This window comes from Microbulbifer thermotolerans (genome assembly GCF_001617625.1).
Taxonomy (GTDB): Bacteria; Pseudomonadota; Gammaproteobacteria; order Pseudomonadales; family Cellvibrionaceae; genus Microbulbifer; species Microbulbifer thermotolerans.
Map to the genome: position 1 here is coordinate 3,923,418 of NZ_CP014864.1, position 14,979 is coordinate 3,938,396.

The window sequence follows — 14,979 nt, forward strand, 5'->3', positions numbered from 1 at the left end:
CTATAGGGATAACTCGGCGGTCTCCCCGGCAGATAACACTCGGTACTCAGGCTGAACCACACTCAGGTGGACACTGCCCAGACTATCCGGGAAGCGCACTAGCAGGTTTTCAACCTGTTGGAAGCTGTGGCGGGCAAACAGGGCAATCTCCATATCTTCGGAGCCAGCCGGCCGGGTGAGGCTGACCCGGTCAAAAGAGAGTTTCCTGCCGTTGATCTGTACCAGAGTCTGTACCGTGACAAGCTGCCGCAGAAACCTCTGCTGCTGCTCACTGTCCAGATTTGGTGGCATCAGGCTATCGGTATCTCCCAGCAACCAGGCCTCCGGGTCGGCGAGTGCCGCCTGCCAGTGTTGCGCATTGGTCAGTATGTGGATTTCAACCTGACCGCTGCGCAGTATGACACTGGCGCTGGTGGTGTCTGTGATATGGGCCTGGGCACCGCCCAGCGACAAAAACAGTATCAGTAGCCCGGTGGCCGGGAGTGTCAGTCGCCGGAGAAAATTTGCCTTGAGCACCATGGGTTATTGTCCCGGTGACGTGATCGTTACCCGGCATAGCAGGGTATTATCTTTTTTCAGGTCGCCGCCCCAGATCAGTTTTGCCTGCGGGGCCCAGTTGATACGGTTGTACCCTTCTTTGGGGCCAACCTCTGAGGCACTGTGTTCAACGGCAAAGGGCCACTGGCTGTCATCAAAAGCGGTCGTCATCCAGCTCTCGGGTTCAGGTTCAATCTGATTAGTGCAGGGCGCCACACCGGCCTTAGGATTCTGCTCTGCAGCACAGGCTTCATTTAGGGGCGCGCGGTGGATAACCTTGCACTTCCAGCTATTGTCCGAGTGGGCAATGACTTTGTTTGTATCGAGATCGGTAATCTGCAGGATAAAACCACCGTCCCCCATTTGCTGCCGCGGGGTGCCGATATACTCCAGCCCAGTATCGTTTTCCCGGAAATCCTTGATGATCAGATTCAGGTGTAGCGGGTACTGGGCAATGAAATCCACTACTTCGGCGTTAAAAGAACGCTCGGTGGTAATGGGTACGGAATCCTCCACCAGCAGGCGGTCACCGAGATAGGCGGAAAACCAGTTGTCTGCCCAGGCTTCCAATCTGAATCTGTGTCCGCCCGGCGTTATTTCCACAGTTTCAGCCTGATGTACCTGAACCGCATCGTTGCGTGGCCGCGGTGGCCGTGGACGCCTTCCTGAGTCATCGCGACAGAAGGTACCACGCTCAACAATACCGCCATGTGTGATGGTTTTCTGTTCGAACTCATAGCAGTTGCGCCGATCATCTCTGGGCCGGTAGGTGACGTAGTACTCTTCTCCCTGATAGCTATAGGACATGGTCCGGCTGCCATCTTCGGCAATGGTGTGGCGTAGGTTCTCAACTCCTTCCCTGGGGGGCCGAAGGTCCGCCCGGATAGGGTTGTCACCAGCCAGCGGGGCAACCCGGGGAAGGCGTTTTTTATCCACTTCGCCCACCAGACACTGGATGATATAGGGGGGAGTCGCTGAGGTGTGGTAACGGTAGCCGTACACTGGGTCGGCCTGGCCGTTACAGACATCCAGGCTGCCCTCGGTGATAGGGCTGCCGTCCGGATTCCGGTCGCCGTAGATAGGGTAACCATCGTAGGCCCAACCGATGATCGGGCTATCTTCGCGGTTTGCCATCGTTGCGATCATGCAGGTCGGTGCGGCGTGGTAGTGATAGTCATCGCCGCGGCCGGCGTGACCGCCGCAGTTATCCAGCTGCCCCAGTCTGACCGTGTCGTGCTGCGGGTCATAATGGTGCACATCCAGCTCTCCTTGGGTTGAGTAGTCGTAGATGGGCACTCCGTTGACCGCAACGCCCACAGCGCCATCAATAGTGGTCAGTTGGTCAGAAGAAGCCGGGTTTAGTTTGATGGGAGCTCTATAGTGTGGGGCGGGGACGGGTATCTGTTCATTGGTGCCGGTTATGCCGTTCATCATGTCATGAGCGGGATAAGTTGCCGAAGCAACGTAGGCATAATCAGAATCGCAGGTGACATCGACCTTGTCGGCAAAGCCGGCTTTGCGGACTGAAGACTTTATGGCTTCACAACGCTCCCGGGCTGAGAGCGCGCCCGCTGCCGGCGAAGCCTGCTCTGCGGTTTGTTTATCCGCTGTGCGGCTGGGATCACAAGCTGCCAATCCCAGCGCTGACAATAGCAGTAAACAATTAATATGGGTGCTGCGCATTATTGGTTCCCTGTTTTGTTCCGGGCTGTAACTAGGCCCATTTCAGCCTATCCCCAGCGTGGTTAAGATAGGGTTAATTCGTTGCGCTGGGGCAGACTGGCGCCGGAAGAGGCTGCAAATCGTAGGATCTGAGCGCCAATTTGTTGATTAAAAGGCTGCTATCAGGAGTTTGCACCATGTGGGATCAAAGGTACGCAGAAGAAGGCTTTGCCTATGGCACAGAGCCGAACGCATTTCTGCAGTCTGAGTATGGCCGTATACCGAGCGGTGGTCGGGTGCTCTGCCTGGCGGAAGGGGAGGGCCGGAATGCGGTTTTTCTGGCTCGGCAAGGTTATTTGGTAACTGCGGTTGACCAGTCTTCTGTGGGGCTGCGGAAGGCCCAGAGTCTCGCTGCGGATCAGGGGGTGGAAATCGAAACGGTGGTGGCGGATCTGGCCGACTATGACCTGGGGCGGGAAGCCTGGGATGGCATAGTGTCCATTTCCGCACATATGCCCCCCTCTCTGAGGAAGCAGCTCCACGCCCAAGTTGTCTTGGCACTGAAGCCGGCTGGGATTTTTATTTTGGAAGCTTACACTCCGCGCCATCTCGAGATGGCGGGAATTGGCGGGCCGTCCGACAGGTCATTGATGATGTCCCTTGATGAGTTACGCGGTGAGCTTTCTGGGCTGGATTTCTTGATTGGCCAGGAAGTGGAAAGGTATATCTCTGAAGGCCGGTATCATCAGGGAGAAAGCGCTGTAGTCGAGATTGTTGCCCGGAAGCGTCCCTGATTCCAACAGAGTCCGGACACACTCTGCCCGGACTCTGTCGGGACTCCCTGACTATGAGTCTGTCATTTCAGCCTTGTCTGCCAGACCTCCTCCCAGTACCCGGTACAGAGTGATTCGGTTTTCCAGGTCCGCTTGCTGTAAGGGATAATGTCGGGAAGAAAGCGGCTCTTGCCGCGCCAATATCAGCATTGGCGGATTTCAGATTGTGTTCGGCAGCCAGTACATCAGGACGCTTAAGCAGTACCTCTGACGACAATCCCGCAGGAACATCGGTTACCAGATTTTCGCTTTCGGGTAAGGTTTCAGGCAGAGTTTTTCGTCCGACTGTTGAGTGTTTAGAGCGGTTGGCCGGTTATACCGGCCAGGTACCAAATGGTTGTTTCTCCAGCTGCATTTGGCCTTTTTCGTCCTGCCAGATATTAATCCAGGCACGCCAGTTGACGTCATCCACTTCCGGATAATCGAGCCGATAGTGGCTGCAGCGGCTCTCTTTTCGCATAAGGGATGCCCGTATTTTCATTTCTGCGGTGATAATCATGTTTTCAGTTTCGTGGGCGAGGCGCAGCTTATGGCGGTCGTCTGCCAGTAGCATGGGTACATGGTGCTCCCGCAATTCCTCCACATAGGCCAGCGCCGCCTGCATCAGTCGCTCCTTTTTGATGTAGAGCACGAAGTTGGGGATCATGACGCTCTGCAGAACTTGGGTGACCCAGGCCGGGCTGTAGCCGCGCTCCCGCTGCAAAGGCGCCAAAATTTCTTCCTCCACGGCGGCGAATTTTGATGCTGGCAGTTCCACAGCCATGGCCTTTTGACTGGCCTTAGCTGCAGCCTCTCCCGCAATGGCGCCCTGCACGGCGGAACCCGCTAGGGATGAGCCAATCTGGGTGTAGATTCCTCCGGACATATAGGAGCCTAGCGCGTCTCCGGCTGCGTAGAGGCCGGGAACAGTGCTCAGGCCGGTTTCGTCGACCGGCACCAGCCCTTCCGATTTGTGGATCGCCATGCCCGCGGATGAACCACCCACTTTAGGCCCTTGCATCCCGGGCGGACCGCTCGGTTTCTTATCCCCGAAGAGTCCAGCCAGAAATCCACTCTGTTGCGGAGGCATTGGTGGTGGGCCGCCGGCACGGCGGAAAGCTTCGGGTACATAGGGGCCGCCGCTGACTTGTTCCATGGACGGAGGGCCATCTGATCGCTCACCGGGCCCCTTTCCCGCGGGTCCGCCGGGTGGGCCCATGCCTTGGGACGAGGGCCCTAAGACATAGGCTGTGTAATTCATGTCCACCCCGAGATCGTGGTGGATATCTACTGAAGTGATATTGGGCTTTTCTTCCACTTGGCCGTGCCAGTTGTCATAGCAGGAACCGGAGTTGACCGCGGATGCCGGGTGGCCGTCGTTCCATTCCTTGCCGGTGACTTTGGCGCCGATCTTGTAGGCCATGACGGTGCCGTCGTGGGTGAGATCACACAGGGGAAAACCACTGGATTTAAAGCCGCCGGAACCTGTACAGAGCACCACGGTTTTAGCGCGAAAGTGGAGAATTCGATTGTCATCCAGGCTGAATCCGGAGGCGCCTACTACGCGGCCTTGCTCCTTCAGCAGATGGGTGATCATGATCCGCTCATGCAGCGGAATGCCGCGCGCTTCGATCGGGCGCATAAAGCTGTTGTTGTATAGCGCGGAATCGAAAAAGCCCCAGGACTTCAGCTCTTCCACCCGCGCTTTGGAGTACTCTGCCAACTGCCGGGTGAACACCGGGTTGCTACTGCCCAGGGATGATTCGGAGACTTTAGCCACGAATTCATCGATGCTCATATTGGCGGTGGCCGGATCGTAGCTGAAGATCCCTTTGGCAAAGGGCGTCAGTCCGGAGCTGCCCAACCGCCCCTTGGAGACGATTAAAACACGGGCACCGGCATCGTGTGCTTTGACCGCGGCAAATAGCCCGGCCATGCCGCCGCCAATCACCAGAACATCCGTTTCGAGCTGATCCGACGAAAACGCCTGGGGATTAATCTTCGGCTGGTTTTTCACTGGCGCCGCATTCAGGTTGAGCGCGCTCAGCGCGGATGCGCCTAGCAGAGTGCCGGCGGCGGCGCCCATAAAACGGCGCCGGGAAAGATCTGTCTTCTTGCTCACGGCCGCTACCTCCAGGAAACCATTACCGGGATGCTCTTTTCCGGGGTGATACTGATGGCGCCCACGGGGCAGTACAGGCGGCATAGATGACAGATCTGGCAATCTTCCACGTAGGCGATATAGGCCTTATTTCTCTCTCTATCCATTTGGATTACATCGGTAGGGCAGCTTTTGACGCAGGCCTCGCAACCGATGCAACCGGATATTTCATGAATCGGCATGGTGGTTTCCGTAATTCAATAATCAAAATGACAGCTGTTCATAGTGAAGTTGGCTGGCGGGTATTCCCAGGGATTTGGTATGTCGGCGCACAGCCTGCACCATGCCCGCTGGGCCACAGGCATAGACTGCCCATTGCTGCTGATCTTTGCCCAACCCCTGTTCCAAAATGGTTTGGTCGATAACGCCGGTGTAGACGTCCTCGGTGCCGGTTTCCGCTTCGCTGCACACGAGTAACTGACGGAAATCCTGCATCGTTTTTTCCAGATTGCGGATCTCGTCTTGCAGCACCATTTGGTCCATGGATTGATTTCCGTATATCAGGCGCACCGGGCGGCTTTCCCGCCTGGCGGCCAGGCCCCGCAGAAGGCTGAGCATAGGGCCGATACCGGCACCACCTGCCACCAGAAGGATTCCCCGGGCTCTGTCACTGTCTTGCAGACTCATACTGCCGTAGGGGCCATCTAGATAAACCGCTTGTCCAGGTGTCAGGTGGTCCAGATGGCCGGTGTAATCCCCCAGCTCGCGAATAATGAATGACAGCTGCGGCAAGTCCCCGCGACTGGAGGCTATGGAAAACGGATGCTCGTTCATATCGAACGGGGAGCCGGAGGTGTTGATCCAGACAAACTGGCCGGGTGCAAAGTCGAAGTACACTTCGGGGGGCTTTTCTAGCGTCAGCTGCCAGTCGCTGCGGCTAACCCGCTGTACGGATTTCAGGGTAAAGGGAACGCGCTTTAAGCGCAGTGGTTTGATCAGATGGTTGTAAGTCATCAGAGCGGCAACCGCGGCAAGGAGTCCCCACCAAAGCTGATTGAACTGCGGCTGGAACTGGCCGTGGCGGCCCACACTGGTGACATGCAGGGTGGCCAGTACCGCCACACCGGCAAAAGCCAACAAATGCAGTAAGCGCCAGGTTTCATAGCGCATCGGCAGTGACCGTTTAAACACTGCCAGTAATACAAACACCAGCATTAATCCCCAGGCGATCAGGCCGGTGAGCATGGCGGGGGATGTCAGCACGCTGACCAAGCTGGTCATGCCATCATCCCAGGACATCAAAAAACGGGGCGCGAGAATCAAGAAGGGATGCAGGAAGAACAGGTAGCCCAGGAATTTTCCCACCTGTTTATGCCGGGTCATGCTCCAGTCGATATTGCCGAACAGGCTGCCTTTGCGAATCCGCCCGCCGAGGGGAAACTGTACGATAAAGGCCGCCATACCCAGCACCCAGGCGGCACTGAGAATTTCGGAGTACCAGTCCTTGAAGTCCATGCTCAGTGCTTGGGTCGCCAAATAGGGGATTGCCAGCAGAAGCCAGTAGCGGGCTTTTAAGTTGAATCCCTTGGTCTTTCGTACTCCGGACTCCGCCAGCCAGCGATTCCAGATCAGATTCTGAGTTGCCATGGCATCTCCAAACACAACAGCGAGGAAAAAACGCGGAAAGCGCGGTGCGACTTTCCGCCAAGGAGGACGAATCGAGGAAGCCCGTCGCTCAGCGCCGGGGTGCGTCGAGAGGGACGGCGACCAGCTGGCCGTCTTCTTGTTGGCAGGTGGCTTCTAGGTCTTCACCTTCGCGCCCGGGAAAAGTCACCTGGTCGCCTTCGGCTTTGCCTTCACAGGCTTCGAATGCTTCTGGTGGCGGCCCGGAAGGACGCTTTCCTTCGGGAGGGGCGGCGTGACCGCAGGCGGACAAGAGCCCGAGCAGTATCAGGCCGGTGAGTGTGGATTGCGGCTTGCGCGTCATTTGTGTCACCTCGCTTTTATGGGGCGTTTTGCTGCAATGGCATCAGCTTATTGCGAAGTGGCGTACAGATTGTGGAGGAAATATGGAATTTGTAGCTGCTGGGAGCCGGCGAGGTGTGTTCACTCCAGCTCAAAGCGGTAACCGGCGCCGTAGATAGAATGAATGATCCTTTTTTCCGGCAGATAGAGGGACAGTTTCCTGCGCAGGTTTTTGATGTGGCTGTCGATAGTGCGTTCACTGACGAGGCGGTAGTCGTCGTACATGATGTTCAACAGCGCATCGCGGCTGAAAACCACGCCGGGGTGCTCTATTAAATGCCTGAGGAGGCGGAATTCTACCCGGGTCAGATCCAGGGCCTGGCCATTGACACGGATGCTCATGCGCGCCGGATCGATAGCAAAGAGGGCTTCTTCAGTATTGGGGGACGACGGGGGCGCATGTTCCATCCGCCTGAGGATTACTTTTACCCGGGCTACCATTTCCCGCAGGCTGTATGGCTTGCAGACATAGTCGTCGGCGCCTGTTTCCAGTCCCCGCAGGCGATCGGCTTCCTCCACTCTGGCTGTGGACATGATGATGGGCACCTGGGACTGGCGGCGGATTTCCCGGCAAAGGTCCATGCCGTCTCCACCGGGCAACATCAGATCCAGTATCACCAAATCCGCCCGGTGTTCCGCCAGCCAGGGCATGACCGCGTCGGCACGAGACAAGCAGTGGGCCCGGTAGCCCGCCGCCTGCAGATACTCGAACAGCAGTTGCGACAGCTTTTGTTCGTCTTCCACCACCAGTATGGTTTTGCGGCTGTCCGACATGGGGTCACATTCCTACCTCAAGGATCTCTCGCGGGGCAGCGAGATTTGTATTGCCAGGCCGCCAAGGGGGCTCTTTGCGGCCCGGATTTGTCCGCCGTGGACGAGCACAATCTCCCTGCAGATGGCGAGCCCGAGCCCGGAACCGCCCAGAGCGCGGCTGCGGGAGCGGTCAACCCGGTACAAGCGGTCAAAGATTTTCTCCAGCTCTGTTTCGGACACTCCGGGCGGGCTGTCTTGTACTTCCAGAACAATACGCTCTCCGTCGCCATCGATCAGAATGCGGATTTCCCCTTTGGGGTCCGTGTACCTAAGGCTGTTTTCCAGCAGATTGCCCACCAATTGAGACAGGCGCCGGGCATCGGCCAGTACTAGCAGTGGCTCACTATGATCGGCGTCCAGAGTGAGGGAAAGCTTCTGCTGCTGCAAGCGCGGTTCAAAGTGGGCGATTTGCGTCTGTACCAGCGCGGTCAGATCCACTGGCTCCTGTACCAGTTGCAGGGTGGCTTGATCGGCCAGGGAGAGCAGGTGAAGGTCATCCACCAGTTTTCCCAAGGCTTCGATTTCGCTGTGTAGGGCGGCCATGCGCTCGGGGGTGGGCTTGCGGATACCGTCTAGCAGGGCCTCTATTTCGCCGCCGATCACTGCGATCGGAGTGCGCAGTTCGTGGGAGATATCCACAATCCACTGGCGTCTGATCTGCTCGTTGCGGGCCAGAGTTTGGGCCAGTTGATTGAAGTTGGCCGCGAGTTCGCTCAGCTCGTTACGGCCCCTGACGGTTACCCGGGTCGCGTAGTTACCTGCCGCCAGCTGCCGCGCCGCGGTCATTACCCGCTGAATGGGACGCAGGAACCAGCGCGCCCATGCGGCGGCCACCAACAGGGACAGAAGCAGGCCTGCCAGCAGTATCCACACTAGGTTGGTGCGCTGTTGTTCGATAAAGCTGCGGGCCAGTTCGTCGGTGATGATCTCAATCGGCTGTAGGCCGATCCAGGCCACGGTTTTGCCGCCACTGCGCACTGCGTACCAGTGGTCTTCGCGCACGGGAATTCTGGGGCCGGCAATGGGGTCCCGTCGGGTATCCACCAGGACTATGCGGTGGGCCAGGGGGATGGAGGCGGCCATCAGGTCCGGGCCAGACGACGGTGCGGGAATGTCCGCTACCTCTTGTTGCTGCCGGCGGGGCGGCTGCTCCCGCATCTGTGGAGGTACTACGATGCCCGCGGATTCCAGCATTTTCGCCCACTGGCGGTAATCGTCGCGCAGAAACTGCCAGCTTCCCCGGCGCTTGTAGGCGTCCGCCAGCAGGCTGGCGACCCGTTCAATCTGCAGGATTTCATTTTGGCGGGCGTAGGACACGAACCCTCTCTGGAAGGACCAGTTCACCAGCAGCAGGATCAGGGTGACAATGACGCCCAGAGTTAGCAGCAGGCTTAGGAGCCACTTATAGAAAACGCTGAATTTCAACTTGTACCGCCTTTCGTTTTCATCGCTGTGGCTGTGGGCTTACCGCTAAAGAGCCGTTTCCTACCACTGCTGTTTCTCCATCTTTGCCGTCGGGTATTTGGGGCGTCTTTTACAATAGCGGCCGATTAAGTTGGGTTTCCCGAATTGGCTCCTCGCAGTGGTGGGCAGTTTGAACGGCCTGAGGGAACCAGTGTTGGTCAATGTTGCCTCAATTACCACTGCACAGACTAGGGGCAGGGACTATCCGGTGACCTTATGGAGCGGGTTGCTATCAATAGCGTGTTATTGGGAGAAGAATGATGATGTTACGACCCAGGCTGATGGTTTTCATATTGTTCTCGGCGGCCTTTATGACCTGTGTATCGGCCCGCTCGGTTGCCGGGGCCCCTTACCCCCCAGTGGTTCAGCAGTTGGTGGATCAGGGCGTCCGCATTGCCGGGAGTTTCAAAGCACCCGATGGTTTGACCGGCTATGTGGGGGAGATGCAAGGGCAGCCGGTGGCTTTTTACCTGACACCGGGCGGAGAGCACGTGATTGTGGGCCCGATGTTGTCTGCCTCCGGTGAAAATCTGACCGAGGCAAAAGTTCAGGAACTGGTTGTGGGCCCAAAGAATGCCAAAGCCTGGCGCGCGCTTGAGAAAGCGGAGTGGGTGCGTGAAGGAAGCGCCGGTGCGCCGGTTATTGTGTATACCTTCACCGATCCAAACTGCCCGTTTTGCCACCGTTTCCACCGTGCTGCGCGGCCGTGGATCGAAGCTGGCCGGGTGCAGCTTCGCCATATCCTGGTCGGTATTATCAAGCAAGATAGCCTGCCCAAGGCCGCCACGATTTTGGGGGCTGAGGACCCCGGCGCGGCGCTCCGGGAGAATCAGGAGAAATACGGCAGTGGAGGAATTGCGGTGGTGCCGAAGCGTGTGGAGGCTTACTCTGACACCATACGGGAAAACAATGCGCTAATGTCCAGCCTTGATTTGCACGCCACACCCAGCACCTACTACAAAGGCCCCAATGGTCAGATCTTTATGAAGCAGGGCGCTCCCGATGAGGATGAGCTGGTTAAAATGATGGGGGGCCCGAGGCCCTGACGGGGGGCAACCTCGCCGGGGCGATGGGGGAAAGTGGTTATTTTCCGATACAAAAGCTGCCGAAGATCCGCCCCAACAGCTCGTCGGCGGTGACTGCGCCGGTAATTTCCCCCAGTGCCTGCTGCGCCTGGCGCAGATCTTCTGCGAGCAGCTCGCCGGCACCGCTAGCCTGTAACTGGCTGGCGCCCGCTTCGATAAACCCTCTCGCCCTGGACAGGGCCTCCAGGTGGCGGCGGCGGGCACTGAAGTTGCCCTCAGCGGCCCCACTGTAGCCCATGCATTGTTTTAGGTGTTCCTTCAGTGCCCCGAGGCCGGCGCCCGTTTTGGCACTGAGGGCGATGACCGGCACGCCGTCGGTATGGGCTTGTAGGCCGGCGGTGTAATCGGTGAGGTCGATCTTGTTCAATACCAGGGTCAATCTTTCCGTAGCTTGCAGTTGAGCGGTGAACTCAGGCCAGACCGCCTCCGGGTCCATTGAGTGGGCCTGTTGCGCATCTACAACCAGCAGTACCCGGTCCGCCTGGCGTATTTCCTCCCAGGCTCGCTCTATTCCGATCTGCTCGACTTTGTCCGGTGCCTGCCGCAGCCCGGCGGTGTCGGCGAACTGAAGCGGCATACCGTCGATATGTATAGTTTCACGCAGAATGTCCCGGGTGGTACCGGCGATATCTGTCACGATGGCGGCGTCGTGCCCGGCGAGGGCATTCAACAGACTGGACTTACCGGCGTTGGGGCGCCCGGCGATGGCGACCCGCATCCCTTCGCGCAGCAAGCTGCCCTGGCGCGCCTGGGCCTCCACGGCCGACAGTTGTTGCAGGAGTGCCCGCAAGTCGGCTGCTACCTTGCCGTCCGCAAGGAAATCGATTTCTTCTTCAGGAAAATCAATCGATGCTTCGACATAGATACGTAACTGCGTCAGATTTTCGACTAAGCTTTCTATTTTTTCGGAGAATACTCCTTGCAGGGAGTTGATTGCATTGCGGGCTGCTTGGGCGCTACCAGCTTCAATCAGGTCCGCGATTGCCTCAGCCTGGGTCAAATCGATCTTGTCGTTCAGGAAGGCGCGCTGGGAAAACTCTCCCGGGCGCGCCTGGCGGGCGCCCAATTCAAGGGCCGCTTTGAGCAGCTGGTCCAGAATCACCGGGCCACCGTGTCCCTGCAGCTCCACCACATCTTCGCCAGTGAAGGAGTTGGGGCCGGGGAAGAAAAGAGCGATACCTTGGTCGACCAAATGGTCACCGTGAAAAAAATTGCTGTAGTGGGCGTAGCGCGGCTGCAGCGCCTTGCCACCGCAAATAGCGCGGGCGATTGGCAGGGCTTTCTCGCCTGAGAGGCGAATTACGCCGATGCCGCCGCGCCCCGGGGCGGTGGCAACGGCGGCGATGGTGTCTTTATCCGGGTTTTGCTGGGTCATCGGTTGAGTCTACTCCAACCAAAAGGGGCCGCAGTTGCGGCCCCTTTTGTGTTTTGGCGGTCTATCGCTCCAGAACCGCATTTTGGTTTCCGGAGCAGGGGCGGGGTTATACCTTGCCCGCGTCCACCTGTTTGTTGATATACCAAGTCTGCGCAATGGTGATCAGGTTGTTGGCGATCCAGTAGAGCACCAGACCGGCCGGGAACCATAGGAAGAAAAAGGTCATCATCACCGGCATCAGTTGCATGATACGCGCCTGCGTCGGGTCTGTCGGCTGTGGGTTGAGCTTTTGCATAAACCACATGGACAAGCCCATCAGAGCGGGCAGGATAAAGTAGGGGTCCTTGGCGGACAGATCGTGGATCCAGAATATCCAGGGCGCGTGGCGCAACTCCACTGTCTCGGTCAGCATCCAGTAGAGAGCGATAAAAACCGGCATCTGCAGCATAATTGGCAGACAGCCGCCCATCGGATTAATTTTCTCCCGGCGGTAGAGCTTCATGGTCTCCTCCGCCAGCTTCTGCCGGTTGTCTTTGTATTGCTCCTGCAGCTTCTTCATCTGCGGCGCGAATTTACGCATGCGAGCCATGGACTTGGTGCCAGCGGCGGACAGGGGGAAGAGCAGCGCCTTGATGAACACCGTCAAAAGGATAATGGCCCAGCCCCAGTTGCTGGCGATATGGCTCTGGATAAAATGCAGGACGCCAAACAGAGGCTTTGCGATCCACCATAGCCAGCCGTAATCCACGGTGAGGTCCAGGTAAGGGGAGATTTCTTCCAGGCGGTAGACGTCTTTCGGGCCCGCATAAAAAGCGGCGCTCAACGTTCCCTGGTTGCCGGGGGCAATCGCGACCGGCGGCGAGGTGAACCCCATGCGGTAGAGCCCACCGGACAGCTGGCGCAGCTCGAAGGTATTGCGCTCGTCCTGAGGCGGAATCCAGGCACTGAGGAAGTAGTGCTGGACCATGGCCACCCAACCGCCCTCGACGGTTTCGCGAGTCGGCTTTTCGGCAATATCCTCAAAGTCCTGCTTGAAGTAGTTTTCTTCGGTAGTGTGCATCGCCGCACCGAGGAAGGGGGACACGCCGATGCCTACGTCGACCGGGGGTTCTTGGTCGTCGCGCTTGATTTGCCCGAACATGGCCGCGGACCAAGCCTCGCTACTGCGGTTGTCCACCAGGTAGGTGACGTCGATTAAGTAGTCCCCGCGGTGGAAGGTGAACCGCTTGGTAATGTCGGTTTCTCCCTGTTTGAGCGTCAGATCCACGGTGAGGGTGTCTTGGCCCTCCTTCAGTGCGTACTTGGTTTCCGCAACGGTGAATAAGGGGCGGCCAGCGGCGCTGTCGGTGCCGTTCTGCCCGATTAAACCACTTTGGGCGATATAGGTATGGTCGCGGGTCTGGTTCAGCAGTATCAGCGGGCGATCCGGAGTGTGCAGTTCCTCTTCATACCGGCGCAGTGCGACTTTGACGATGTCTCCGCCGCGGGGATCGATCAATAAGTCAAAAACGTCTGTGGTGACGCTGATCAACTTGCGTTGCGCGTCACTCTTGCCGGCGGCAGTGTCGCTCTGTGCTTCTAGTTGTGGTACGTCGTTGTCGGCCCGTGTTTGTGTGGCTGGACTGCTGGTGGGGAGTTCCTCACGCACCACTGTCTCTCGATCGGGAATCGGCGCGCGCCGCTCCTGAAAGTCGTTCCACTGGTATATCAAGGCCAGGACCACTGCGGCGATGCCGCCCAACAGTGTATAGCGTTGCCAATCCATCTTTTTACCTAGGAGTCTTTGTCTGTGGGGGCGGGGGGGACGGGGTCCGGGCCGCCGGGATGCCAGGGGTGGCATTTTATAAGGCGTAGGGCGGTTAAATAAGCCCCTTTTAGGAATCCATGCCTTATTAATGCCTCTTCCGCATAATGTGAGCAGGTGGGGTAGAAGCGGCACTGGTTGCCTACCCATGGGCTGGCCAAATAGCGGTAGAGGTGTATCAGTTTGATCGCCAGCCAGCTCATTTGCGGCTTACCTGTTGTGGCTGCTGTGCGCGGTTCGCCAGTTTGCGCCAGAGTTTGTTCAGTAACTTGGCCAGTGCGGCTTTGTCCAGCTCTGCGACGCCGGGGCGGGCCAGGACAATGGCATCCACGGCTGGCAGATTGTGTTGGTTGAGCCGGAAGGTCTCGCGGGCAATGCGCTTGATACGGTTGCGATCGCTGGCATTGCGAACGTGCTTCTTGGCGATAACCAAGCCGAGACGGGGATGGTCGAGGTCGTTGTGACTGGCGAGGATCAACAGATTCGGGTGTGCCGCACGTATTTGGCGCTTGGCGTTGAAGACCGCACGATATTGCGCCGCGGTCAGCAGGCGCAGCGGCTTGGCAAAACCGAAGTCGCTGCGCGCCTGTTGCATATATAGGAGGGTGCCCCGTTGCCGGGTACAGAATTATGCAGACAGGACTTTGCGACCTTTGGCACGGCGGCGGGCCAAAACCTTGCGGCCGTTTTTGGTTGCCATACGGGCGCGGAAACCGTGGGTGCGCTTGCGCTTCAAGTTGCTGGGTTGGAATGTGCGTTTCATTGTCTTGCTACCTGGGACTTTGTATTCGGAAACTCCTGGGCCCGCCCTGGCGGGGCTTTGCCCAGTCGCCGCTCCAGTGCCGGCGGGCCGGCGAAAGCGGAGCAATGCGCTGCAAAGGCGGCGGATTGTATAGAAAGGCACCAGCGAAATCAACGCGAACGGCGGGGAAAATCAACCCCTCGGCCCCGGTGCTTGGGAATGGACACGCCGCTGTTGGCGGCAAGTAATTGAGGCGACAGCAGTATTTCGGAATTCCCACCGATTGGCCCCAAGATATACACAGATTGCTGTGGATAACTTCTGTGGAATTCTTTTTGCGGGTTGCTTAATTAGTGGTCAAACCTTTGATAACAAGGGGATTTTTGTCACAAGATTTCCAATAATTGCCCACTTGCTTGTGGATAACCCTGCGGTGCAAAGGTATACTGCGCAGATCACTCGGTTGGGTCCGTTGCCATCCACAGAGGCGGTATCGTACCTGTCTGCCGCTGCCCATTTTTTGGGTCTTGTCTTTATTTAAGGGGTTTTGGGGGGTTTC

Annotated in this window: 16 protein-coding genes; 2 read left to right on the forward strand and 14 right to left on the reverse strand. The window is 57.9% G+C overall.

Translation table 11 applies throughout. The features are described 5' to 3' along the window. Both A3224_RS16305 and A3224_RS16310 read right to left on the reverse strand, forming a co-directional pair. Complete coding sequence (locus A3224_RS16305; RefSeq protein ID WP_067157125.1) at positions 1 to 519, reverse strand: hypothetical protein; 519 nt, start codon at positions 517 to 519, stop codon at positions 1 to 3. Positions 520 to 522: 3 nt separating this feature from the next. Further along, positions 523 to 2,220: a YHYH protein gene (locus A3224_RS16310; RefSeq protein ID WP_067157128.1), complete on the reverse strand. Its 1,698-nt coding sequence runs from the start codon at positions 2,218 to 2,220 to the stop codon at positions 523 to 525. A gap of 176 nt (positions 2,221 to 2,396) precedes the next feature. On the opposite strand from A3224_RS16310, the gene A3224_RS16315 reads away from it, so the two are divergent. Then, positions 2,397 to 2,993: a class I SAM-dependent methyltransferase gene (locus tag A3224_RS16315; protein WP_067157131.1), complete on the forward strand. Its 597-nt coding sequence runs from the start codon at positions 2,397 to 2,399 to the stop codon at positions 2,991 to 2,993. A 67-nt stretch (positions 2,994 to 3,060) separates the two neighbouring features. Here A3224_RS16315 and A3224_RS17385 read toward each other — a convergent pair whose 3' ends face one another. From A3224_RS17385 to A3224_RS16340, 7 genes are all read right to left on the reverse strand, one after another. Beyond that, positions 3,061 to 3,249, reverse strand: coding sequence for a TolC family protein (locus A3224_RS17385; RefSeq protein WP_367888679.1), 189 nt, complete (start codon positions 3,247 to 3,249; stop codon positions 3,061 to 3,063). Positions 3,250 to 3,345: 96 nt separating this feature from the next. Beyond that, on the reverse strand, positions 3,346 to 5,133 hold the full coding sequence (locus A3224_RS16320) for an FAD-dependent oxidoreductase (RefSeq protein WP_197463014.1): 1,788 nt from the start codon (positions 5,131 to 5,133) through the stop codon (positions 3,346 to 3,348). A 5-nt stretch (positions 5,134 to 5,138) separates the two neighbouring features. Beyond that, on the reverse strand, positions 5,139 to 5,354 hold the full coding sequence (locus A3224_RS16725) for a 4Fe-4S dicluster domain-containing protein (RefSeq protein WP_074901803.1): 216 nt from the start codon (positions 5,352 to 5,354) through the stop codon (positions 5,139 to 5,141). Positions 5,355 to 5,376: 22 nt separating this feature from the next. Beyond that, on the reverse strand, positions 5,377 to 6,759 hold the full coding sequence (locus A3224_RS16325; protein ID WP_067157133.1) for a ferredoxin reductase family protein: 1,383 nt from the start codon (positions 6,757 to 6,759) through the stop codon (positions 5,377 to 5,379). 88 nt (positions 6,760 to 6,847) lie between these two features. After that, on the reverse strand, positions 6,848 to 7,099 hold the full coding sequence (locus A3224_RS16330; RefSeq protein WP_067157136.1) for a hypothetical protein: 252 nt from the start codon (positions 7,097 to 7,099) through the stop codon (positions 6,848 to 6,850). Between the two features lie 119 nt (positions 7,100 to 7,218). Then, complete coding sequence (locus A3224_RS16335; RefSeq protein ID WP_067157139.1) at positions 7,219 to 7,911, reverse strand: response regulator; 693 nt, start codon at positions 7,909 to 7,911, stop codon at positions 7,219 to 7,221. A gap of 12 nt (positions 7,912 to 7,923) precedes the next feature. After that, positions 7,924 to 9,375 (reverse strand): ATP-binding protein, encoded by a 1,452-nt coding sequence (locus A3224_RS16340; protein ID WP_067157142.1) that lies wholly within the window; start codon positions 9,373 to 9,375, stop codon positions 7,924 to 7,926. Positions 9,376 to 9,671: 296 nt separating this feature from the next. On the opposite strand from A3224_RS16340, the gene dsbG reads away from it, so the two are divergent. Continuing rightward, positions 9,672 to 10,460 (forward strand): thiol:disulfide interchange protein DsbG, encoded by a 789-nt coding sequence (gene dsbG / locus A3224_RS16345; protein WP_197463015.1) that lies wholly within the window; start codon positions 9,672 to 9,674, stop codon positions 10,458 to 10,460. 37 nt (positions 10,461 to 10,497) lie between these two features. On the opposite strand, the gene mnmE is transcribed toward dsbG, so the two are convergent. The 5 genes from mnmE to rpmH form a co-directional block, all read right to left on the reverse strand. Continuing rightward, the gene (mnmE, locus tag A3224_RS16350; protein ID WP_067157148.1) at positions 10,498 to 11,874 is read right to left on the reverse strand and encodes a tRNA uridine-5-carboxymethylaminomethyl(34) synthesis GTPase MnmE; all 1,377 of its coding nucleotides are present in this window, start codon (positions 11,872 to 11,874) and stop codon (positions 10,498 to 10,500) included. Positions 11,875 to 11,980: 106 nt separating this feature from the next. Further along, a complete protein-coding gene (gene yidC / locus A3224_RS16355; RefSeq protein ID WP_067157151.1) occupies positions 11,981 to 13,639 on the reverse strand; it encodes a membrane protein insertase YidC in 1,659 nt (552 codons plus the stop codon). Between the two features lie 8 nt (positions 13,640 to 13,647). Continuing rightward, positions 13,648 to 13,881 carry a membrane protein insertion efficiency factor YidD gene (gene yidD, locus A3224_RS16730; protein ID WP_074901817.1) on the reverse strand — a complete coding sequence of 78 codons (234 nt, stop codon included), beginning with the start codon at positions 13,879 to 13,881 and terminating at the stop codon, positions 13,648 to 13,650. Then, positions 13,878 to 14,273: a ribonuclease P protein component gene (rnpA, locus tag A3224_RS16360; protein ID WP_067157154.1), complete on the reverse strand. Its 396-nt coding sequence runs from the start codon at positions 14,271 to 14,273 to the stop codon at positions 13,878 to 13,880. Before rnpA ends, yidD begins: the two co-directional genes overlap by 4 nt. 33 nt (positions 14,274 to 14,306) lie before the next feature. After that, positions 14,307 to 14,441, reverse strand: a complete 135-nt coding sequence (gene rpmH / locus A3224_RS16365; RefSeq protein WP_067157157.1) for a 50S ribosomal protein L34 — start codon at positions 14,439 to 14,441, stop codon at positions 14,307 to 14,309. Positions 14,442 to 14,979 lie beyond the last annotated feature (538 nt).

Excerpts from the sequence above, each read along its gene's own strand:
- A3224_RS16305 (WP_067157125.1), bottom strand. The coding sequence starts at position 519 with ATGGTGCTCAAGGCAAATTTTCTCCGGCGACTGACACTCCCGGCCACC.
- A3224_RS16310 (WP_067157128.1), bottom strand. The coding sequence starts at position 2,220 with ATGCGCAGCACCCATATTAATTGTTTACTGCTATTGTCAGCGCTGGGA.
- A3224_RS16315 (WP_067157131.1), top strand. The coding sequence starts at position 2,397 with ATGTGGGATCAAAGGTACGCAGAAGAAGGCTTTGCCTATGGCACAGAG.
- A3224_RS16725 (WP_074901803.1), bottom strand. The coding sequence starts at position 5,354 with ATGCCGATTCATGAAATATCCGGTTGCATCGGTTGCGAGGCCTGCGTC.
- A3224_RS16325 (WP_067157133.1), bottom strand. The coding sequence starts at position 6,759 with ATGGCAACTCAGAATCTGATCTGGAATCGCTGGCTGGCGGAGTCCGGA.
- A3224_RS16330 (WP_067157136.1), bottom strand. The coding sequence starts at position 7,099 with ATGACGCGCAAGCCGCAATCCACACTCACCGGCCTGATACTGCTCGGG.
- A3224_RS16335 (WP_067157139.1), bottom strand. The coding sequence starts at position 7,911 with ATGTCGGACAGCCGCAAAACCATACTGGTGGTGGAAGACGAACAAAAG.
- dsbG (WP_197463015.1), top strand. The coding sequence starts at position 9,672 with ATGATGATGTTACGACCCAGGCTGATGGTTTTCATATTGTTCTCGGCG.
- mnmE (WP_067157148.1), bottom strand. The coding sequence starts at position 11,874 with ATGACCCAGCAAAACCCGGATAAAGACACCATCGCCGCCGTTGCCACC.
- yidC (WP_067157151.1), bottom strand. The coding sequence starts at position 13,639 with ATGGATTGGCAACGCTATACACTGTTGGGCGGCATCGCCGCAGTGGTC.
- yidD (WP_074901817.1), bottom strand. The coding sequence starts at position 13,881 with ATGAGCTGGCTGGCGATCAAACTGATACACCTCTACCGCTATTTGGCC.
- rnpA (WP_067157154.1), bottom strand. The coding sequence starts at position 14,273 with ATGCAACAGGCGCGCAGCGACTTCGGTTTTGCCAAGCCGCTGCGCCTG.
- rpmH (WP_067157157.1), bottom strand. The coding sequence starts at position 14,441 with ATGAAACGCACATTCCAACCCAGCAACTTGAAGCGCAAGCGCACCCAC.